The sequence below is a fragment of the Pseudomonas sp. MWU349 genome (genome assembly GCF_017947325.1).
GTDB classification, from domain to species: domain Bacteria; phylum Pseudomonadota; class Gammaproteobacteria; order Pseudomonadales; family Pseudomonadaceae; genus Aquipseudomonas; species Aquipseudomonas protegens.
Map to the genome: position 1 here is coordinate 955702 of NZ_JAFEVP010000001.1, position 20047 is coordinate 975748.

Annotated in this window: 17 protein-coding genes; 11 read left to right on the forward strand and 6 right to left on the reverse strand. The window is 64.0% G+C overall.

From position 1 onward, the window contains the following. The first annotated feature begins 83 nt into the window (after window positions 1-83). Genes KCG88_RS04190 through KCG88_RS04205 form a run of 4 tightly spaced genes read left to right on the forward strand, consistent with a single transcriptional unit; the run spans window position 84 to window position 3895 of the window. Window positions 84-899, forward strand: a complete 816-nt coding sequence (locus KCG88_RS04190; protein ID WP_047287480.1) for a helix-turn-helix domain-containing protein — start codon at window positions 84-86, stop codon at window positions 897-899. A gap of 51 nt (window positions 900-950) precedes the next feature. Continuing rightward, entirely contained in the window at window positions 951-2357 is a 1407-nt protein-coding gene (locus KCG88_RS04195; protein ID WP_210711813.1) for an FAD-dependent oxidoreductase, read from the forward strand. A gap of 57 nt (window positions 2358-2414) precedes the next feature. Next, complete coding sequence (locus KCG88_RS04200) at window positions 2415-2756, forward strand: cupin domain-containing protein (RefSeq protein ID WP_019095326.1); 342 nt, start codon at window positions 2415-2417, stop codon at window positions 2754-2756. 47 nt (window positions 2757-2803) lie between these two features. Further along, a complete protein-coding gene (locus tag KCG88_RS04205; RefSeq protein ID WP_047286881.1) occupies window positions 2804-3895 on the forward strand; it encodes a polyamine ABC transporter substrate-binding protein in 1092 nt (363 codons plus the stop codon). Between the two features lie 162 nt (window positions 3896-4057). On the opposite strand, the gene KCG88_RS04210 is transcribed toward KCG88_RS04205, so the two are convergent. From KCG88_RS04210 to KCG88_RS04230, 5 genes are all read right to left on the reverse strand, one after another. Beyond that, entirely contained in the window at window positions 4058-4819 is a 762-nt protein-coding gene (locus tag KCG88_RS04210) for an SDR family oxidoreductase (protein ID WP_210711814.1), read from the reverse strand. After that, complete coding sequence (locus KCG88_RS04215) at window positions 4816-6198, reverse strand: aspartate aminotransferase family protein (RefSeq protein ID WP_047286876.1); 1383 nt, start codon at window positions 6196-6198, stop codon at window positions 4816-4818. The genes KCG88_RS04210 and KCG88_RS04215 overlap by 4 nt, the downstream gene beginning before the upstream one ends. A 47-nt stretch (window positions 6199-6245) precedes the next feature. Next, entirely contained in the window at window positions 6246-7061 is an 816-nt protein-coding gene (locus tag KCG88_RS04220; RefSeq protein WP_210711815.1) for a molybdenum cofactor biosynthesis F family protein, read from the reverse strand. 87 nt (window positions 7062-7148) lie between these two features. After that, on the reverse strand, window positions 7149-7823 hold the full coding sequence (locus tag KCG88_RS04225) for a helix-turn-helix transcriptional regulator (protein WP_210711816.1): 675 nt from the start codon (window positions 7821-7823) through the stop codon (window positions 7149-7151). Window positions 7824-8002: 179 nt separating this feature from the next. Further along, window positions 8003-9337, reverse strand: a complete 1335-nt coding sequence (locus KCG88_RS04230) for an aspartate aminotransferase family protein (protein WP_019095320.1) — start codon at window positions 9335-9337, stop codon at window positions 8003-8005. Window positions 9338-9619: 282 nt separating this feature from the next. On the opposite strand from KCG88_RS04230, the gene KCG88_RS04235 reads away from it, so the two are divergent. The 4 genes from KCG88_RS04235 to feaR all read left to right on the forward strand — a co-directional run bounded on the left by KCG88_RS04235 (window position 9620) and on the right by feaR (window position 14514). After that, window positions 9620-11107: an aldehyde dehydrogenase family protein gene (locus tag KCG88_RS04235; RefSeq protein ID WP_210711817.1), complete on the forward strand. Its 1488-nt coding sequence runs from the start codon at window positions 9620-9622 to the stop codon at window positions 11105-11107. A gap of 239 nt (window positions 11108-11346) precedes the next feature. After that, entirely contained in the window at window positions 11347-12867 is a 1521-nt protein-coding gene (locus KCG88_RS04240; protein ID WP_047286870.1) for an APC family permease, read from the forward strand. Beyond that, a complete protein-coding gene (locus tag KCG88_RS04245) occupies window positions 12833-13426 on the forward strand; it encodes a DUF3156 family protein (RefSeq protein ID WP_210711818.1) in 594 nt (197 codons plus the stop codon). Before KCG88_RS04240 ends, KCG88_RS04245 begins: the two co-directional genes overlap by 35 nt. Before the next feature lie 149 nt (window positions 13427-13575). Beyond that, complete coding sequence (feaR, locus tag KCG88_RS04250) at window positions 13576-14514, forward strand: transcriptional regulator FeaR (protein ID WP_047336944.1); 939 nt, start codon at window positions 13576-13578, stop codon at window positions 14512-14514. A gap of 300 nt (window positions 14515-14814) precedes the next feature. Here feaR and KCG88_RS04255 read toward each other — a convergent pair whose 3' ends face one another. Further along, window positions 14815-15618, reverse strand: coding sequence for a LuxR family transcriptional regulator (locus tag KCG88_RS04255; protein WP_047286865.1), 804 nt, complete (start codon window positions 15616-15618; stop codon window positions 14815-14817). A gap of 204 nt (window positions 15619-15822) precedes the next feature. Here KCG88_RS04255 and KCG88_RS04260 point away from each other — a divergent pair, with 204 nt between their 5' ends. The 3 genes from KCG88_RS04260 to KCG88_RS04270 all read left to right on the forward strand — a co-directional run bounded on the left by KCG88_RS04260 (window position 15823) and on the right by KCG88_RS04270 (window position 20045). Next, a complete protein-coding gene (locus KCG88_RS04260) occupies window positions 15823-17187 on the forward strand; it encodes an APC family permease (RefSeq protein WP_011061496.1) in 1365 nt (454 codons plus the stop codon). Between the two features lie 9 nt (window positions 17188-17196). Further along, a complete protein-coding gene (locus KCG88_RS04265; RefSeq protein ID WP_210711819.1) occupies window positions 17197-18297 on the forward strand; it encodes a P1 family peptidase in 1101 nt (366 codons plus the stop codon). Window positions 18298-18596: 299 nt separating this feature from the next. Beyond that, window positions 18597-20045, forward strand: coding sequence for a serralysin family metalloprotease (locus KCG88_RS04270; RefSeq protein ID WP_047286861.1), 1449 nt, complete (start codon window positions 18597-18599; stop codon window positions 20043-20045). Window positions 20046-20047 lie beyond the last annotated feature (2 nt).

Genomic DNA, 20047 nt, shown 5'->3' on the forward strand with positions numbered 1-20047 from the left:
GGCTGCCGTATCTGGCCGGCGGCCGGTCGTTGAAGCCCTTGGCGAAGTTCGGCAAGCTGCGCCTTTTCCTGTTCGAGAAACCTATGTCTGCCCCCGATGACGGGCCGCTGCACACCCAGGCCACCGGTGAAACCGTGATGCGCTACCACCTGTGCTGGAAGCACCGGGACCTGGATGGAGTAATGGCGCTGTACCACCCGGACATCCAGTACAACGACTTTTTCCAGAACCGCACCCTGGGCCTGGAGGAACTGCGCGAATACGTGCGGGCCAGCATGCCCCGGGCTCCCGACGAGGCCCTGGAACACAGCGACCGCATCCGCCTGGATGGCAACACCGCGTTTATCCAGTACCAGGTGACCCTGCGCGGCGGCCAGGGCCTGGTGTCATTTCGCTCCAGTGAAGCGATCACCGTGCGCGACGGGCTGATCTGGCGGGTCAACGAGTACGCCTCACTGGTCCGGGAGCCGGCTCCGAGCAAGTCCTCCGCCAGCCTGCGCCCGGCGGCCAGCCGGCTGGGGCTGTCGCCGCGCCAGTTGAGTTTCATGGCCGAGGACCTGCAGCAGTATTTCCAGCGCCAGCAGCCGTACCTGGACCCCGAGCTGGACCTGCAGCGGGTGTCCCGGGAATGCGGTTACAGCCGCAACCAGATTTCCTACCTGCTCAATCAGGTGCTGGGGCAGAGCTTCTACCGCTACGTCAACCAGGCGCGCCTGCAGCATCTGCTGGCAGCGCTGGACCAGGCCACGCCGCCACTGCGCATCGACGAGCTGGCGTTTGCCGCAGGGTTCAACTCGCTGTCGGCCTTCTACAGCTGTTTTCGCCAGCACACCGGCCAGTCGCCCAAGGCCTACGCCAAGCAAATTTCTTTGCGTGCACGCGCGCAAGACAGCCCTTAAGGCCAGGCACTAGGATCGCCGCATTCGAAATTCGGGTTGCGGAGTGCTTGCATGCCAGCGTGGCGCAGTATCAGTTTGTGGATGGACCAGCTCGACGAGCCGCTATTGCCGCGGCCGCAGCTCGCGCAGGACCTGGACCTGGACGTGGCGATCATCGGCGCCGGCTATACCGGGTTGTGGACCGCCTATTACCTCAAGCGCCAGGCGCCGCAGTTGAATATTGCGGTGATCGAAGCGCAAACCGCCGGTTTTGGTGCCTCGGGCCGCAATGGCGGCTGGCTGATGGGCAACCTGCTGGGAGAAGACCGGCTGCTGGCCGCTCTGTCGCCGCAGCAGCGTCGGGCCTCCTTCGACCTGTTGCACGGCATCCCTGATGAAGTGGCCAATGTCATCGAACGTGAGGGTATCGACTGCGATTACCGCAAGGGCGGGGTACTGTATTGCGCCGCCCGCTACCCGGAGCAGGAAACCAGCCTGCGCCACTATCTGGACAAGCTCTATGCCCAGGGCCTGAACCAGGACGACTACCGCTGGCTCAACCCCGAGCAGCTGGCCCAGCAGATGCGCCTGGCCAAGCCCTACGGCGGCATCTATGCGCCGCATTGCGCCACCATCCAGCCGGCCAAGCTGGTGCGCGGCCTGGCCCGGGCGGTTGAGCGCCTGGGGGTGACCCTCTATGAAAACAGCCCGGTGACCCATTGGCAGTCCGGCAGCCTGCAGACGGCCCAGGCTTCGGTGCGCAGCCGCTGGATAGTGCCGGCAGTGGAAGGCTATTCGGTCACCTTGCCGCCCCTGGGCCGCTACCAGTTGCCGGTGCAAAGCCTGCTGGTGGCCACTGAGCCGCTGGCGGAGTCCGTCTGGGAAGAAATCGGCCTGAGCCAGGGCCAGGCCTTCAGCGAAAGCAGCCGACAGGTGACTTATGGCCAGCGCTCCATGGACAACCGGCTGGTGTTCGGTGCCCGGGGCGGCTATCAGTTCGCCAGTAAGCTGCGCCATGACTTCGACCTGACCCGTGACGAAGTGGAACTGCGCCGCTACCTGTTCGGCGAGCTGTTCCCGCAACTCAAGAACGTGCGCATCAGCCATTCCTGGGGCGGCAACCTGGGCATGTCCCGGCACTTCAAGCCGCACATGCTCTGCGACAGGCGCAAGGGGATCGCCCTGTCCGGCGGCTACGGCGGCGAGGGTGTTGGCGCCAGTAACCTCGGTGGCCGGACCCTGGCGGACCTGATCCTGGAGCGCGACAGCCCTCTGGTACAGCAACCCTGGGTCATGCCCGAGCGCGGCCTTGAGGCCCTGCGGGCCTGGGAGCCGGAGCCGTGCCGCTGGCTGGGCTACAACGCGATCATTCGCAGCTTCGTCCACGAGGACCAGACCCTGGCCAACCCGGCCTCGGCTCCATGGCGGCGCAGGATGGCCAGCCGCATCGCCGGCTTCATGGAAGGTTTCATGCACTGAGCCGGTCTCTCTGTACCGAACGCTGTCCGTTCGGATTTTCCGTCGAAAGGTAGAACCATGAGCATCACCCAATTCAAGCAAACCGCCACCGCCACCCTGGCCGAATCGGCACCAGTGGCGGTGCCCCTGGGCACTCCGGTGGCCGTGACCTCGGTGACCGCCGTCGAACGCAACGACGGGGTCGAGACCGGCATCTGGGAATGCACCCCGGGGCGCTGGCGGCGGCAGATCGTCGCCCAGGAGTTCTGCCACTTCATCCAGGGCCGTTGCACCTTCACCCCGGACAATGGCGAAACCCTGCACATAGAAGCTGGCGATGCACTGATGTTGCCGGCCAACAGCACCGGGATCTGGGATATCCAGGAAACGGTGCGCAAGACCTACGTCTTGATTTTCTGATCCCTTGATTGCCTGCCAACAACAAAACCAGCCACAGGTATCGACTCATGATTCGCAAGACTTGCGCGTTGCTATTGCTCAGCCCGTTGTTCCTGGCCGCGTCCCTGGCCCAGGCCGATACGGTGAAGATCTACAACTGGTCGGACTACATCGCCCCGGACACCACCAAGGCCTTCCAGAAGGAAACCGGGATTGGTTTCACCTACGACGTCTATGACAGCAACGAGACCCTGGACGGCAAGTTGATGACCGGAAAATCCGGGTATGACGTGGTGTTTCCTTCCAACCACTTCATGGCCCGGCAGATTCAGGGCGGGGCACTGAAGAAGCTCGACAAGAGCCAGCTGCCCAACTGGAAGAACCTCAACCCGGTGCTGCTCAAGGCCCTGGAGGTCAATGACCCGGGTAACCAGCACGGCTTCCCCTACCTCTGGGGCAGCACTGGCATTGGCTACAACGTGGCCAAGATCAAGGAAGTGCTGGGCAACGATGCTCCACTGGATTCCTGGGACCTGATCTTCAAGCCCGAGTACATGCAGAAGCTGCAGAAGTGCGGGGTGGCGATCCTCGACAACGGCCCGGAACTGATCCCTACGGCCCTCAACTACCTGGGGCTGGCGCACCACAGCAAGAACCCGGCTGACTACAAGCAGGCCGAGGCGTTGCTGATGAAGGTCCGGCCTTATGTCAGCTACTTCCACTCGTCGAAGTACACCAGTGACCTGGCCAACGGCAATATCTGCGTGGCGGTGGGATTCTCCGGCGACATCCTGCAAGCGGAAAGCCGTGCCCGGGAGGCGAAGAACGGGGTGGAGATCGGCTACTCGATTCCCAAGGAAGGCTCGCCGATCTGGTTCGACATGGTGGCCATGCCAGTGGATGCCCCGGATGAGCAAGCCGGCTATGCCTTCATGAACTACCTGCTGCGCCCCGAAGTGATGGCCGGCGTGAGCAACTACGTTCACTACGCCAACGGTAACCTGCAGGCCGACAGCCTGATCGACCCGGCCATCAAGAACGACACCAAGGTCTATCCGAGCCCGGACATGATGAACAAGCTGTTTGCCCTGGAGGCCATGCCGCTGGACATCGACCGCATCCGCACCCGCCTGTGGAACAAGATCCGCAGCGGCAGCTGACCTGACCCCTTCGTAGGAGCCGGCTTGCCGACGAAGAGAGCCCCAAGCCTTGTGTTGCGCTCGGGGCCGCCTTCGCTGGCAGGCCAGATCCTACGCCCGTCGTTCTCCATGGAGGGCGCCAGCCGGTCCGCCTCTTAGGTGCCGGTGTGGGGGCGGCCATTTCTATAGCTGGGTGTTTTCCGGGAGCAGGGCGCCGCCATCCACCACCAGGGTCTGGCCGGTGATATAGCCCGCTTGCCGTGACGCCAGGAACAGCATGGCCCAGGCAATATCCTCGGCGCTGCCCAGGCGCTTCAGGGGAATGCTCGAAGCCAGGGTCGAAGCATCGCCGAGATTGTCCATGGCCTGGGTGGCAATCAGCCCGGGCTCCACGCCGTTGACCGTGATTGCATATTCCGCCAGCTCCAGCGCGGCAGCGCGGATAAAACCATTGACCCCGGCCTTGGAGGCCGCGTAGTGGGCGAGCCCGGGAATCGCCGTGCGCGGGCCGGTGACCGAGGAGGTGATGACGATCCTCGGCTGCTGGGACCGGCGCAACGCCGGCAAGGCGGCCCGGGTCAGCCAGAAGCAGCTTTTCAGGTTCACCGCCAGGGTGCTGTCCAGGGTTTCATCCTCCAGTTCGACCAGCTTCTGCATCGGAAAGATCGCGGCATTGTGCAGCAGCAGGTCGAGGCCGCCGAAGGCCTCCAGGGTTGCCGCCACTGCCTGTTCGGCGGCATTGCGGGTGCCCAGGTCCACAGGCAGCAGTTCGGCGGTGCCGCCGGCTTGGCGAATCAGCCGCAGGGTTTCATCGCCTGATGCTGCGCTGCGGGTCGCCAGCATGACCCTGGCCCCCTGGGCGGCGAACAGTTGGGCGATGGCCCGGCCGATGCCCTGGCCGGAACCGGTGACCAGGGCGATACGCCCGCGCAGATCCTGGTTCATGAGCCGGCTCCTGGCAGAACCTGGGCCAGGCACTGGTCCAGCAGGCGGTTGTGCAGGTCCACTTGCGCCTCGCTGGCGGTCGGGCACAGCAGCGCCATGTTGTGGAACGGCGTCAGCAACACCCCGCGATTGAGCAGGTACAGGTGCAGATAGGCTTCGATCAGCCCATGGCGGGCATGATGGGCCTCGCCGCCGTTGCGCGGAGGCTGCTGCATGAACAGGTATTCGACCCGGGCGCCGATGCGGGTCACGTGCCAGGGCAGGCGGTGCTTGTGGATGATGGCTTCGACCCCGGCCCGCAGGCGCTCGGCGAGATGGAACATATGGGCGTAGCTGGCCTCGTTCATCACTTCGCTGAAGGTGGCGCGCATGGCCGCCATCTGCAGAGCGTTGCCGGCCAGAGTGCCGCCGAAGCCGAAATGGTTGATCGCCTGGCCCGGCTGGAAATGCGGCAGCACCTGCCAGATCCGTTCGGCCATGGCCTGGCTGGCGCCCCAGACCGCCGTGGGAATGCCACCGGCGATGGATTTGCCGAGAACGAAGAAATCCGGCTGCAACCCGTGCTCGCCGCAATAGCCGCCGGGGCCGCAGGACAGGGTATGGGTCTCGTCGATGATCAGCGGCACCTCGTAGCGCCGGGTCAGCTCCCGCAGGCCATCATGAAAGCCCGGGGCTGGCGGCACCATGCCGACGTTGGTCATGAAGGGTTCGGTGAGGACCGCGGCCACGTCGCCATGGGCCAGGGCCGCTTCCAGGGCCGGCAGGTCGTTGAACTCCACCAGCCGCGTGGTGGCCTGGTGCTGCAGGCCGTTGGCGTGCACGCCGTCCCGGGGGATCATCTGGCCCTGGGCGTCGAACTCCACCTGGGACTCGTCGACGCTGCCGTGGTAGTTGCAGTTGAACACCAGGACCTTCTGCCGCCCGGTGATCATCCGGCACAGGCGCAGGACAAAACGGTTGGCGTCGGTGGCCGAGGTGGTGACCTGCCAGTAGGGCAGGCCAAAACGCCGGGTCAGTTCCTTGCCGACCCACAGGCTGTCGGCCGTGGGCAGCATCAGGGTCGAACCATGCAGCGCCTGTTCGGCGATGGCTGCGGCGACCGCCGGTTGGGCGTGGCCGAACATCGCTCCGGTGTCACCCAGGGCAAAGTCCACGTAGTGATGACCGTCGCAATCGGTGAGGGTCGCGCCCTGGGCGTCGGCCACCATGATCGGGTAGGAACCGGGCCATTGCTGCATCCAATGCAAGGGCGCGCCGTACAGCCAATGCTGGAGGTTTTCCTGGTAGAAAGCGCCGGAGCGCGGGTGTTTCTCGGCAAACAGTTGCAGTTCGGTCTGGTAGCAACGGGCGACACGTTGCAGATCGAGGCCCAGAGTCATGGCAGTGTCCTGTGAAGAAGAGGGGGGCTGGAACCAGGGGGCGGGTATCAGCGGTGCCGGGTACGGTTGAGCACCTCTGCCAGGGCTCCCACCGGAAAGTTGGCGGCGCTGCTGAAGTCGGCACCCTGGTAGCCGAAGATCTTGCCGTCGCTGCGACCGGCCTTGAGGTCGATCAGCACCAGGCCCAGGGTCGGGACGATCTTTTCTCGCCAGACGAACAGGTACAGCTGCTCGGCGATCTTGTAGTAGTGGCAGCGGTCGGTATCCGCCAGCCCCTGTTCGACGCCCCGCAGGCATTGCCAGCTGTAGAAGTTGGCATTCAGGTAGATGTGCTCGTAGGCCTCGCTGGCGCTGTAGATGTACTGGTTGCGCAGGCCCACCAGTTCATCGGTGGGTTCATGGCGTGGCGTGCTGGTGGTGACCGGCGTGTCGATGGCGCCGTGGAGAAACTGGGCCTTGACCGAGGTCAGCTCGCCACCGGCCAGGGCCCGGCTGAACAGGTCGACGCTGGATTCGGCCTGGCTGGGCATCTGCCCGATGACGGCGCTGAAGCATTGCTGCTCAAGGTCCAGGACCAGGCTCACCGAGTGGATCCGGCCCTGTTCGTGCTTGAGGAAGTCCACCAGGTAGATGCCGGGGCGCAGGCAGGTGGCGCGATAGGGCAACTCGGCGCTGGCCGTTTCCCCGACGTTGTTCCAGCGCAGGGTGTGGGCGGCGAAATGGTGTTCGATCTGCCAGTGGTTGTCGAAGTGCAGGGTCAGGTGGCGACCGGCCAGGTCGTCCACCGCCGGGAGGATGTGATTGTCTTCGGCAAAGCCATCGGCGAGGGCTCCGACGGTGATCCATTCAGGTTGCGGGTTCATGGCAAGGCTCTTGTCAGCAAGGAGAGCTGCATGTTCGGCCGCCAGCCCCGGGTTGCCCATCAACCTTATGGTTGAAGTGCCCGGGCTTTACAGGAACAGCGCCCTGACCAGCTCCGTACGGTTACTGGCGCCGACCTTGCGGAACAGGTTGATCAAGTGGGTCTTGACCGTGGGCAGGCCCAGGTCCAGGCGCCGGGCGATGGTCTTGTTGTCTGCGCCGTCGCGCAGCAGCCAGGCGATTTCCCGCTCCCGGGGTGTCAGGCCCGACAGGCGCTCATCGACCTGGGACCAGGGTGCCAGGGCGGCAATCTCCAGCAGGCCCTGCAAGGCATGCAGGGTGCCCAGTTCCTCCCCGCTGAAGTGCCCCAGCCCGGCGTCGCGCAGCAGCGACAGGCCGGCGACCGGCCGATCGCCATCGTGGGCCAGGATTTCCACCACATCCAGAACCCCGTGGCGTTGCAGGAACCCCTGGTAAACCTCGCGCTCGTGAGGGCCCTGGTGGGCCATGCCCATGTGCAGCGACAGCACCGGGCGCCCCGCCGCGACGCAGTGGCGAGGTTGCAGGGGGTCGTAGTGGCGAAAGTGCTGCAGGTAGGCCTGGTGCATCTGCTCCGGCATGCGGTACAGCGAAAAGTCCCGGGCCTGCAGTTGGGCATCGATGCGGTAGAAGGCGCAGAGGCTGGCGGGTACTACCCGGGTGAAAGCGGCGATGCAGCGGTGGCCCAGCTCATGAGGGCCGGGCAGGGAGGCGGGTGCGTTCATCGGATGGCTCCTGGCTGCACCTTGGGGCAGTGGCTCGGTGAAAGGGGCGCAAGGACGTGGATTGATCCTGTCCAGAACCCGGACTGCCACAGTCAATCCCTGCTGGCCGTGCCTGGCAAGCCTCCAGCGCCGCAGGCTGCGATCGTGATTGCCTCGATCGCAGCTTGCTGCCGGGAGGGTTAGCGGCGGGCCTTGCTCAAGCCTTCGGCCAGGGCGTCGACTATGGCATCGGCCTGTGCCTGCTGGATTACCAGGGGCGGCGAGAGAATGATCTTGGTGCCCACCGGGCGCACCATGACCCCGTTGTCCCGGGCGATCTGTGCCACCTGGTTGGCGTAGCCGCTCATGGGGTCGATGGGTTCGCGGGTGGTCTTGTCCGCCACCAGGTCCAGGGCCAGCATCAGGCCCTTGCCGCGCACTTCGCCGACGGTGTCGAAGCGCTCGACGAAGGGCTGCAGCTTGTCGAGCATGTAGTCGCCCATTTTCGCGGCGTTGGCCGGCAGGTCCTCCTTGACCACGATGTCCAGGCACGCCAGGGCGGCGGCGCAGGCTACCGGGTGCCCGGAGTAGGTGTAGCCATGCATGATGGCCCCGGTGAAGTTGGCGTTCTTCTCGAAGGCTTCCTCAATGCGCCGGTTGACCACCGTGGCGCCCAGGGGGATGTAGCCCGAGGTGATGCCCTTGGCCAGGCACATGATGTCGGGCTTGACGCCCCACAGGCGGCTGCCGAACATCGAGCCGCTGCGACCGAAACCGGTGACCACTTCGTCGGCGATCAGCAATACGCCGTACTTGTCGCAGACTTCGCGGATCAGCGGCCAGTAGTTGGCCGGTGGCACTATCACGCCGCCAGCGCCCTGGATCGGCTCGGCAATGAAGGCGGCGACGGTGTCCGGGCTCTGGAACTGGATTTCCCGCTCCAGCAGGTCGGCGCAGATCTTGCCCAGCTCTTCCGGGTCCTGGCTGTAGGGGTTGCGGTACAGCCAGGGGGTATCGATGTGGTAGCAGCCAGGGAGCAGCGGCTCGTAGTTGCGGCGGAACACCGTGTTGCCGTTGACCGAGGCGCCGCCGAAGTGGGTGCCGTGGTAGCCCTGTCGCAGGGAAATGAACTTGGTGCGGTCGGCCTGGCCTTCGAGCTTCCAGTACTGGCGGGCCAGCTTCAAAGCGCTTTCGATGGCGTCCGAGCCGCCGGAGCTGAAGGCCACCCGGCGCATGTCCTCGGGTTCCAGCAGGTTCATCACCACCCGCGACAGTTCTTCGGCCCGGGGATGGCTGACCCCGTCGAACAGCTGGAAGTATTCCAGTTCATCAAGTTGCGCGGTGATCGCCGCCTTCACTTCCTTGCGGTTGTGGCCGACGTTGACGTTCCACAACCCGGCAACGCCATCCACCAGCTGGTGGCCCTTGTCGTCATACACATAGCAGCCGTCGCCACGGACGATGCGGATCGGCTCGCGTTGCTTCATTTCGTTGGGGTGCAGCATGGGGTGCCAGAAACGGCTTGGTTCGCTCACGTTGAGTCTCCTGATAACGCACGGACAGCGTGGAGATATTAGTGCGTCATTTATGCGCCCCTGGCTTGCCTCTGTGTGCCAGGGCACTTGACCCAGGCTGCCAGTGGCGGGTTTGCGGGCCTGTTCGCTGGTAAATGGCGCGCACCTGCAGGGGCTGGCTTGCCAGTGAAGGCCTTCGGGGCTGGCAGCCAGGGCCAAGTTTCGCGGCAGCCAGGGTCAAGACGGCGTGCGCCTTTGCGCTCAAAGTCCATCTCGAACTAGGTCTACCTGCGAGGATTCAAGATGAGCGTTGCCATCGACCCACGTGTCGCTGCATTCATAGACAGTCAGCATGGCCTGCTGATCGACGGTCACAGCCAGCCGGCCCTCAGCGGAGCGCGGATGGCGGTGTACAACCCCGCCAGTGGCGAACAATTGGCCGAGGTCGCGGCAGCTGCCCAGGCCGATATCGACCTGGCGGTGAACGCCGCACGTCGGGCCTTCGAGGGGAGCTGGAAGGCGCAACGCCCCGCCGACCGCGAGCGCCTGCTGCTGAAGCTGGCGGATCTGCTGGAGGCCAATGGCGAGGAACTGGCGCAGCTGGAAACCCTCAACAACGGCCAGTCGATCCACCTGGCCCGGGCCCTGGAGGTGGGAGCGGCCGCGGAGTTCACCCGCTACATGGCCGGCTGGGCCACCAAGATCGAGGGCAAGAGCCTGGATGTCTCCATCGCCGCAGTGCCCGGGGCGCAGTACCGGGCCTACACCGTGCCGGAGCCGGTGGGCGTGGTGGGGGCCATAGTGCCGTGGAACTTCCCGCTGCTGATGGCCATCTGGAAAATCGTTCCGGCCCTGGCCTGTGGCTGCACCGTGGTGCTCAAGCCGGCGGACGAAACCCCGCTGACCGCGTTGCGCCTGGGCCAGTTGTGCCTGGAGGCGGGGATCGCCCCCGGGGTGGTCAACGTGGTCACCGGCAGTGGCGCCCAGGCCGGCGCGGCCCTGGCCGCCCATTCGGGAATCGACAAGCTGGCGTTCACCGGCTCGACCCAGGTGGGCAAGCTGATCGGCCATGCCGCGGTGGACAACATGACCCGTTTTTCCCTGGAGCTGGGCGGCAAATCGCCGGTGATCGTGCTCGATGACTGCGACCCGCAGGCCGCCGCCGCTGGCGCCGCGGGGGCGATCTTCTTCAACCAGGGGCAGGTGTGCACGGCGGGTTCGCGGCTGTACATCCAGCGCCGGATCTATAACGAGGTGCTGGAGCGCCTGGTCGCCATTGCCGGGTCCCTGAGCATCGGGCCGGGGCTGGACGAGCAGGCACAGATCAATCCGCTGATTTCCGCCAAGCAGCAGAAGCGCGTGCTGCAGATGGTCCAGCGCGGAGTCGAAGAGGGCGCCCGGCTGCTCTGTGGCGGTGTCGCCCATGGCGAGCGGGGCTTCTATGTGCGCCCGACGGTGGTGGCCGATGTGCACGCCGACCAGCAACTGGTGCGCGAGGAGATCTTCGGCCCGGTGGTGGTGGCCACGCCGTTCGACACCCTGGACGAAGTGGTGGGCCTGGCCAATGACAACCAGTACGGGCTGGGGGCGAGCATCTGGTCCAACGACCTGGGGCGGGTCATGCAGCTTATTCCGCAGATCAAGGCCGGCACTGTCTGGGTCAACACCCACAACATGCTGGACCCGTCGATGCCCTTCGGTGGCTACAAGCAGTCGGGTATCGGTCGCGAGATGGGCCATGCGGCCATCGAGGCCTACACCGAGAACAAGTCGGTGTGCATCGCTTATTGAGCCGAACGCCTTGGCCCCTGCGGGGGCAGGGCCGGCCGGTTTGCTGTAGAAGCCGGCTGGCCGATGAAGGGCCCCCTGGATTGGGCGGTGATCTTGCCGACGCCTTCGCTGGTGAGCCAGCGCCTACAGGGGGGAACATGAAGACAGCTGCGTCAGACAGCCAAGCACTCCGCCATCAGGCGTGCCCTTGAAATGCCTAGAACAACAATCATCAACCCATGCTTTCGAGGTTTATCACCATGTCGCTCAACGACAGACTCAGCCGCCACCTGGATCAAGGTGTAGTCGGCTTTCCCACGGCCCTGGCCAGTGCCGTGGGCTTGATCATGGCCAGCCCGGTAATCCTTACGGCCACCACGGGCTTTGGTATCGGCGGTGGCGCCTTTGCCATGGCGATGGTGATCGCCCTGGTGATGATGCTGGCGCAATCGACCACCTTCGCCGAAGCGGCCTGCCTGTTGCCCACCAACGGTTCGGTCTATGACTACCTGGCCTGTGGCCTGGGGCGTTTTTTCGCCATCACCGGGACCTTGTCCGCCTACCTGATCGTGCACGTGTTCGCCGGCACCGCGGAGACCATTCTCAGTGGCGTCATGGCCCTGGTTAACTTCGAGTCCCTCAACACCCTGCTGGAGCAGAGCGGCAGCGCCTGGCTGGTGGGGGTGGGGCTGGTGCTGTTCTTCGGCGCGCTGAACGCCGTGGGCATCACCGCCTTCAGCCGTGCCGAGGTGATTCTGACCTTCGGCATGTGGACCACCCTGATCATCTTTGGCGTGCTCGGGGTGCTCAAGGCACCAGCGGTGCAGCTCGATGGCTGGTTCGGCGCCTCGATGGTGGGTACCGACCTGCCGACCATCCTGTCCCTGGTGGGCATGGCCATGTTCATGTTCGTTGGCTGTGAGTTCGTCACGCCCCTGACGCCGGATGTGCGCAAGGCCGCCAGGACCATTCCCCGGGCCATGGCCCTGGGGCTGGTGGGGGTGGCGGTGTGCATGTTCATCTACGGCGCGGCGATGAAGCGCCAGGTGGAAAACATCGCCCTGAGCGAGGATGGCAGCGTGCACCTGCTGGATACGCCCATGGCCATTCCGCATTTTGCCGAGCAGATCATGGGGCCCTTTGGCCGTATCTGGCTGGGCATCGGCCTGCTGTTCGCTGGCGCCGCCACCATCAACACGCTGATGGCCGGCTTGCCGCGGATTCTTTACGGCATGGCCCTGGATGGGGCGTTGCCGAAGGTCTTCACGTACCTGCACCCGCGCTTCAAGACGCCGTTGCTGTGCATTGCCGTAGCCGTGCTGATTCCCTGCCTGCATGCCTGGTGGCTGGGGGGAAGCACCGACAGCATCATGCACCTGGTGCTGGCGGCGGTCTGTGCCTGGAGCACTGCCTATCTGCTGGTGACCCTGTCAGTGGTGATGCTGCGCATTCGCCGGCCGGACCTGCCCCGGGCCTACAAGTCGCCGTGGTTTCCGCTGCCGCAGATCCTGTCTTCGGTGGGCATCCTGCTGGGCATGTGGTTCATCACGCCGCCGGGCATGAATCCGCGGGACATCTATGTGCCTTTCGGCAGCATGCTGGGCCTGACCGCGATCTATGCGCTGGTCTGGACCCTGCTGGTGCAGAAGGTCAATCCGTTTCGCCCGGTGCCGGTGGAGGAGGTGCTGGAACAGGCGCTGTGCCTGAACCCGGATACCGCCCATAACCTACGGGAGAGCGCGCCTGATGAATCTTTCAAGCTGGCGGCAAAGCCTCTTTGATCTGTGGAACCGCGCGCCATCGGGTTATCGCCCGGGGCTGACCCTGGGGCAGTTGCGTCGGGATCTGGCGGGGCTCGATTTCACTCCACGGAGCCAGGTGCAGGGCGGTTTTCATTGCCCGCAAAACGGTTTGAGGTTCGAGGTGCAAGAGCGCGCCCAGGCGCAGTTCCTGATGCACATCGTGGTCTGTGAGTGGCGCCTGCCCGTGCCTTGCGACACGGCCCGGCAGGCGCGTATCCGTTTGCGTCACACTGGCGCGATCCGCCGCCAGGGTGTCGCCGCTCGGCTGCTCACGGGGGAGGAGGCTGAATGGGCGCCGCTGCTGCAGCGCCTGTGCAGTGACCAGCGCTTGCTGGAGCACCTGTTGCCCCTGGATTTCAAACACCTGGAGTTGCGACGCGATGCCCAGGGCTGGCAGGTGCACCTGGAGCATTTCGGCGCCAGCGAAGTAGTCAACCGCCTGCCCGGGTTCCGCCGCTATATCCGCTTGAGCGCTCAGCAGCGGGTGGCGCTACTGGGTAGCTTCACTGAGTTGTACAAGCTACTGCGAGATTTCTGAGGGACATAACCGTAAGCGCTGGCATACAGCCTGCTTAAGCCATAACAGACTATCCATGCTGTCAGGCGCCTTGCCTGGCAAATAGATAACATGTTAATGATATCGCCATAACAATAAAGGCGGTTGGAACCGGCTTCTGGAGGTGCACAGTGCTTGCTTCGCATAGTTTCAGTTCCTGGGTGGGCGCCCTGCAGGGCGTCTGCGGTCGATTCGATGCCCGTCCGGCGCGCAATCCCGCCTTGTTCATTGGTGAAGTGGGCCTGCAGGATTACGCCGGGCTGGAGGTGGCGCAGATCCGCACCAACGCCGGGCTGATCTCCCGCCAGAGCACCAAGGTCGATCATGAGGATGATCGCTATTGTTTTCTCATCATCCAGCGCAGCGGCCATGCGCGCTTGAGCCAGGGCGGCGAGAGTGTCGAGCTGGCCCCGGGGGACATGGCGCTGCTGGACTCCGCCGGAGCCTGCGAGATCGTGCCCCATGGCCTGATCGAGCATGCTTCGTTCCATCTGTGCCGGGAGGAGGTCTACCGCCACCTGCCGGCCCAGCAGCGCAAGTTCGGCAAGCTGTCGCAAAATTGCGCCAGCGGGCGCCTGATGCGTTTGCTGGTGGAGCAGATCTGCGCCGGCGAGTTGCAAGGTTGTGCGGCCCAGCAGGAAGGGCAGGCCTTGCAGGAAGCCCTGATTGCCTTGCTCGGTCCGACCTTGCGCCAGACCGTCAACAGCCTGGATGGCTTTGACGAGGGCCTGCATGGCGGATGCCTGCGTGATCAGGCGCGGCAGTTGATCAGCCAGTCCCTCAATGAACCGGGCCTGACTCCGGTATCACTGGCCGGCCAGCTGAATATCTCGGTGCGCCAGCTGTACCGGTTGTTCGAGGAGCAGGGGGATAGCGTTTGCCGCTTTATCCAGCGCTCGCGGCTCAAGCGCAGCGCCGCAGACCTGAGCAATCCGCACCTGCGCAACGAATCCATCACCGACATTGCCTTCAAATGGGGCTTCACCGATTCGGCGCATTTCAGCCGTACCTTCAAGAAGCATTTCGACCAATCGCCCCGGGACTTCCGCGCCCGGTCCCTGAACGCCTGACGGCATGGCCCTTGCAGCCGCCGTCGTTGCCGGCGGCCGCACCGCAAGGCATGCGTCGCTCTTGAGTGCGCCTTCGCCTGTAGGAGCCGGCTTGCCGGCGAAGGGGACCGCAAGGTATGCGTCGGCCCTGAATGCGCCTTCGCCTGTAGGAGCCGGCTTGCCGGCGAAGGGGACCGTAAGGCATGTGTCGCTCTTGAATGCGCCTTCGCTGGCAAGCCAGCTCCTACCGATAGCCGATAGCCGATAGCCGATAGCCGATAGCGGGTGACGGGCGGCAGATGGCCGCTGGCAAACCGGCAATCACGGATTTTCCAGATCGTGCCCCAGGGATTGGATAAACAGCGAGAACAGCTCCGGCTGGCTGGAGATATCCAGCTTGGCGTAGAGGTGGCGGCGGTGGACCTTGATGGTGTCCGGCGAGATCTTCAGCCGTTCGGCCATGGCCTTTGAGGAAAACCCCCGGAGGATCAGGCGGGCTATCTCCAGCTCCCGCTCCGAAAGTACGGCGCTGCCGAAATGGCTCAGGGCGTCGCGGATCTGGCTGGCCATTTCCTGGGGCGCAGGGCCTTGGGGGCGGGCCTGGCTGTGTTGCCAGTGCTGCTGCATCAGCGGCAGTACCCAGGCTGAAAAAGTGGTGAGCAGGCCGATCTCGTCGTGGCTGAACACGCGCTGGCTGCCCAGGGAAAGCGACAGGGTGCCAGCCTCGGGCAGTTGCAGAATCAACTGCACTTCGTCTTCCAGGACGTTGTCGTGGAAGTAGCTGAGAAAGTACTCGCTCTGGCGGAAATGGTCCGGGGCCACTTCTTCCAGGCGGTACAGGCCGCTGGCGTAGCCTTCGCGACAGGCCTGGAAGAACGGGTCCAACAGGTACAGGCCGTTGAGGTAGGTGAGCATGGACGCCGGCTTGCTGCTGGGCTCGGCGTCATATTCCTCCAGGGCCCGGGGCGGGCCGTCCAGCGGGTAGAAGATCGCCAGCGCGTTGTCGAACGGCGTAGCCTGGTGCAGCAGTAGGATCAGCTGTTTCCAGAAGCGTGGATTGCCGATCAATGTGAGGGTGCGGCCCAGGCCGGCATGCAGGCCCACTTCCCTGAACAGGTTACTCAAAGGCGTTGCTCCGTTGATCCGCTGAAATGTCGTGGCCCGGTTTCGTCGATTTAACCGCCGTCGTCAAGGGGAGTACTCCAATAGGGGAATTGGGTGATGGGCTGCATCTGCCTAGAGTAGCTCCCAGCAAGTGCGCCCCAGAACGCACCCGCCCGATGAATTTCGTTTCTGCCTCAGACCAACAATAAACACGAGGATAACGATATGAGCTCTCCCTCTGCGCCCGACGGTGCGCTGAAACCTACCTTGAGTGTGTTCGATGTGGTGGCTATTACCGTGTCCGGTGTGACCCCCGCCAGTTCAGTGTTCGTGATCGCCCCCTTCGCCATCCATCAGGCCGGTAGCGGGGTGTTCCTGGCCTTCGTCATGGCCGGGTTGCTGGCCCTGATGTTCGCCTTTTGCTACGCCGAGCTGGGCCGCGCCCACAACAGCGCCGGCGGCGAGTATGTATACGCCAAGCGAGTGTTCGGCGGCATGGCCGGCTATGCCACCTTCCTCACGGTGCTGGTGATGCTGCTGTTCATTCCGCCGGTGCTGGCCACTGGTGCCGCCACCTACCTGAACAATGCCCTGGGTACGAACTTCGATTCCCAGACCGTGGCCCTGGTGATCGTGGTCTGCAGTTACCTGCTGGGCATCCTCAATATCAAGCTCAATGCCTGGATCACCGGCACGTGCCTGCTGCTGGAAGTGGCGGCCTTGCTGGTGATCGTCTGGCTCGGCTTCGGCAATGCCTCGCAGCCGGTGAGCATTCTGCTGCAACCGCAGATCGTCGATCACGGCGCCTTGCAACTGGCGCCCTGGGCGCTGGTGATCGGCGCGGTGGGCATCGGCCTGTTTTCCTACAACGGCTACGGCCCGGCGGTGCTGCTGGCCGAAGACATGAAATGCAAGGGCCGCGGGGTGCACAAGGCGGTGCTGTGGTCCCTGGTGCTGGTGGTGATCATCGAACTGGTGCCGCTCACCGCGCTGTTGATCGGCGCGCCGTCCTTGAGCGCGATGCTCGCCAGCCCCGACCCCATCGGTTACCTGCTCACCAGCCATGGCAACGAGACCCTGGCCCGGGTGGTCAGCGGCGGGATTTTCCTTTCGGTGTTCAATGCCATTGTCGCCATCGTCATCCAGATCGGCCGGGTGGTGTTCAGCAGTGGCCGCGATGCGCTGTGGACGCCCACCATCAACCGCCTGTTCACCCGCATTCACCCGCGCTGGGATTCACCCTGGCTGGCAACCCTGTTCCTGGCCATTCCCTCGGCGGTGCTGAGCTTCAGCTCGAACCTGGCGGACCTGACGTCCTTCAGCGTGCTGCTGATCATGCTGGTGTACCTGATCGTCGCCCTCAGCGCGCTGATGAGCCGGGTACTGCTGCGCGACCGCGAGCATCCCTACCGCATGCCGCTGTGGCCGCTGCCGGCCTTGCTGGCGGTGCTCGGCGCAGGTTATCTGCTGGTCAATCTGTTCCTCGAAGCGTCCCTGCGGGACATCATGGTCATCATCGGGCTGCTGGCGCTGTCGGTGATCCTCTATGGCACCAACGGCCGGTACAGCCCGGCGTTTCAGAAACTGTAAGGAGTGGTTATGCGAGCACGTCAATTGGGCATCCGCCTGGGCCTGGGGACGCCAGGCCCGTTCAATGCGATCACCGATGTCCCCGGGGTGCGGGTCGGCCACAGCACCCTGAATACCAGCGTGGACGGCAAGCTGGTGCGCACTGGGGTTACCCTGGTCCAGCCCCGGGCCGGGCACGCCCGCCAGCAGCCGTGCTTTGCCGGTTGCCATGTGCTCAACGGCAATGGCGATGCCACGGGCCTGGAGTGGATTCGCGAGGCCGGCACCCTGACCACGCCGCTGGCGATCACCAACACCCACAGTGTGGGCGCGGTGCGCGATGCCTTGATCGCCCTGGAGCGCGAGGCGCTGCAAGACCCGGCGGTGTACTGGTGCATGCCGGTGGTGATGGAAACCTACGACGGCCTGTTGAATGACATCTGGGGCCAGCATGTGGGTGTGCAGCAGGTGCGCGAAGCCATGGCCTGCGCCGAGTCCGGGCCGGTGGCCGAGGGCGCGGTCGGCGGCGGCACCGGGATGATCTGCCATGAGTTCAAGGGCGGCATCGGTACGGCGTCGCGGCGGCTGACGGCCGAGCAGGGCGGCTACACCGTCGGGGCCCTGGTCCAGGCCAACCACGGCAAGCGCGAGGAACTGCGGGTCGATGGCTACCCAGTGGGGCGCCGGTTGGGGCATATCCCTTCGCCGTTTGCCGAGCGCGGGACCCCGGGCATGGGCTCGATCGTGGTGATACTGGCCACCGACGCGCCGCTGTTGCCGCACCAGTGCCAGCGCCTGGCCCAGCGCGCATCCATCGGTATCGCCCGCACCGGCGGCGGCACCGAGGATTCCAGCGGCGATATCTTCCTGGCCTTTGCCACGGGAAACCGGGACTTGCCGACGGCGGACTACGGGCGCAAGGGCCTGGGTTTCAGCACGCCGCTGGCGATGCTCAACAACGATCACATCTCGCCCTTGTTCAGCGCAGCCGCCGAAGCGGTGGAAGAAGCCATCATCAACGCTCTGCTGGCGGGGGTGCCCATGACCAGCGCCGACGGCGTGCAAGTGCCGGCCCTGACTGCGCAAGTGTTGCTGGAAACATTGGAACTAACTGGTTGGAACAGAAGTTAACGGACTAAGAAGTGCGACGCGGTCGACATAACTGTTTATATGGATATTTAATAATTAAATTGTAGATTGTCGGACAATGACTGCCGTTAATCAGTTGGAAAAGAATCTTTCGACTGTACAGTCATTGTTTGCTGGAGTTCGTTGGAACAGTGAGATTTGACGTCAAAAAAGTAGTGGACGCCTGATTTCAAATTGTGTCAGTTTTCTTGCGCCTGCTTAGGGCGAGTGATAGGACGATCTCGCCAGGGATTGTCGCTATCTGACAAAAACTGTTCCATTGATTACAAGGAAGTGTGTTTATGTCGAAAGTAACAGAGAACGCTATTGCATCTGCCGAACAACAACTGGTGCCTTTGGCCGCAGCAAGTTCGGCGTATAACCAGATCAATAGCTTCAGCCACCAATACGACCGTGGCGGCAATCTCACGGTCAATGGCAAACCCTCGTTCTCGGTCGATCAGGCCGCCACGCAACTGCTGCGCGACGGCGCTGCCTACAAGGACCTGAACGGTAATGGCAAGATCGATCTGACCTATACCTTCCTGACCTCGGCTTCCTCGAGCACCATGTACAAGCATGGCATCTCCGGGTTCAGCCAGTTCAGCGCCCAGCAGAAGGCCCAGGCAGTCCTGGCCATGCAGTCCTGGGCGGACGTGGCCAACGTCGTGTTTACCGAGAAAGCCTCGGGTGGCGACGCCCACATGACCTTCGGCAACTACAGCGGTGGCCAGGATGGCGCGGCGGCCTTTGCCTACCTGCCAGGTACCGGCGCCGGCTACGACGGCACCTCCTGGTACCTGATCAACAGCAGCTATACCCAGAACAAGAACCCCGACCTGAACAACTATGGCCGTCAGACCCTGACCCATGAGATCGGTCACACCCTGGGCCTGGCTCACCCTGGCGACTACAACGCCGGCGAAGGCAATCCCAGCTACAAGGACGCCAGCTACGGCCAGGACACCCGTGGCTACAGCGTCATGAGCTACTGGAGTGAAAGCAATACCAACCAGAACTTCAGTAAGGGCGGGGTCGAAGCCTATTCGTCCGGCCCGCTGATGGACGATATCGCGGCTATCCAGAAACTCTACGGTGCCAACTACAGCACCCGTGCCGGCGACACCACCTACGGCTTCAACTCCAACACCGGGCGTGATTTCTACAGCGCCAGCTCGTCTTCCGACAAGCTGGTGTTCTCGGTGTGGGACGGTGGCGGCAACGATACCCTGGACTTCTCCGGTTTCACCCAGAACCAGAAGATCAACCTCAATGAAGCCTCGTTCTCCGACGTTGGCGGCATGGTGGGTAACGTTTCCATCGCTCAGGGCGTGACCGTGGAGAACGCCATCGGCGGTTCGGGCAACGACCTGTTGATCGGCAACAACGCCGCCAACGTGCTCAAGGGTGGGGCCGGCAACGACATCATCTACGGCGCCGGCGGTGCAGATCAGCTGTGGGGCGGCTCGGGCTCGGACACCTTCGTGTTCGCCGCCAGCACCGACTCCAAGCCGGGTGCGGCCGACCAGATCATGGATTTTGTCAGCGGCCTGGACAAGATCGATCTGACCGGGATCACCAAGGGCGCCGGCCTGCACTTCGTCAACGCCTTCACCGGCGCGGCGGGTGACGCGATCCTCACCACCTCCGGGGGCGTGAGCACCTTGTCCGTGGACTTCTCCGGGCATGGCGTGGCGGACTTCCTGGTCAGCACCGTGGGCCAGGCAGCGGTCAGCGACATCGTCGCCTGAGT

What these genes read in the sequence shown, in the direction of transcription:
- KCG88_RS04190 (WP_047287480.1), top strand. Translation starts at nt 84, where the DNA reads ATGTCTGCCCCCGATGACGGGCCGCTGCACACCCAGGCCACCGGTGAA.
- KCG88_RS04195 (WP_210711813.1), top strand. Translation starts at nt 951, where the DNA reads ATGCCAGCGTGGCGCAGTATCAGTTTGTGGATGGACCAGCTCGACGAG.
- KCG88_RS04200 (WP_019095326.1), top strand. Translation starts at nt 2,415, where the DNA reads ATGAGCATCACCCAATTCAAGCAAACCGCCACCGCCACCCTGGCCGAA.
- KCG88_RS04205 (WP_047286881.1), top strand. Translation starts at nt 2,804, where the DNA reads ATGATTCGCAAGACTTGCGCGTTGCTATTGCTCAGCCCGTTGTTCCTG.
- KCG88_RS04210 (WP_210711814.1), bottom strand. Translation starts at nt 4,819, where the DNA reads ATGAACCAGGATCTGCGCGGGCGTATCGCCCTGGTCACCGGTTCCGGC.
- KCG88_RS04215 (WP_047286876.1), bottom strand. Translation starts at nt 6,198, where the DNA reads ATGACTCTGGGCCTCGATCTGCAACGTGTCGCCCGTTGCTACCAGACC.
- KCG88_RS04220 (WP_210711815.1), bottom strand. Translation starts at nt 7,061, where the DNA reads ATGAACCCGCAACCTGAATGGATCACCGTCGGAGCCCTCGCCGATGGC.
- KCG88_RS04225 (WP_210711816.1), bottom strand. Translation starts at nt 7,823, where the DNA reads ATGAACGCACCCGCCTCCCTGCCCGGCCCTCATGAGCTGGGCCACCGC.
- KCG88_RS04235 (WP_210711817.1), top strand. Translation starts at nt 9,620, where the DNA reads ATGAGCGTTGCCATCGACCCACGTGTCGCTGCATTCATAGACAGTCAG.
- KCG88_RS04240 (WP_047286870.1), top strand. Translation starts at nt 11,347, where the DNA reads ATGTCGCTCAACGACAGACTCAGCCGCCACCTGGATCAAGGTGTAGTC.
- KCG88_RS04245 (WP_210711818.1), top strand. Translation starts at nt 12,833, where the DNA reads ATGAATCTTTCAAGCTGGCGGCAAAGCCTCTTTGATCTGTGGAACCGC.
- KCG88_RS04260 (WP_011061496.1), top strand. Translation starts at nt 15,823, where the DNA reads ATGAGCTCTCCCTCTGCGCCCGACGGTGCGCTGAAACCTACCTTGAGT.
- KCG88_RS04265 (WP_210711819.1), top strand. Translation starts at nt 17,197, where the DNA reads ATGCGAGCACGTCAATTGGGCATCCGCCTGGGCCTGGGGACGCCAGGC.
- KCG88_RS04270 (WP_047286861.1), top strand. Translation starts at nt 18,597, where the DNA reads ATGTCGAAAGTAACAGAGAACGCTATTGCATCTGCCGAACAACAACTG.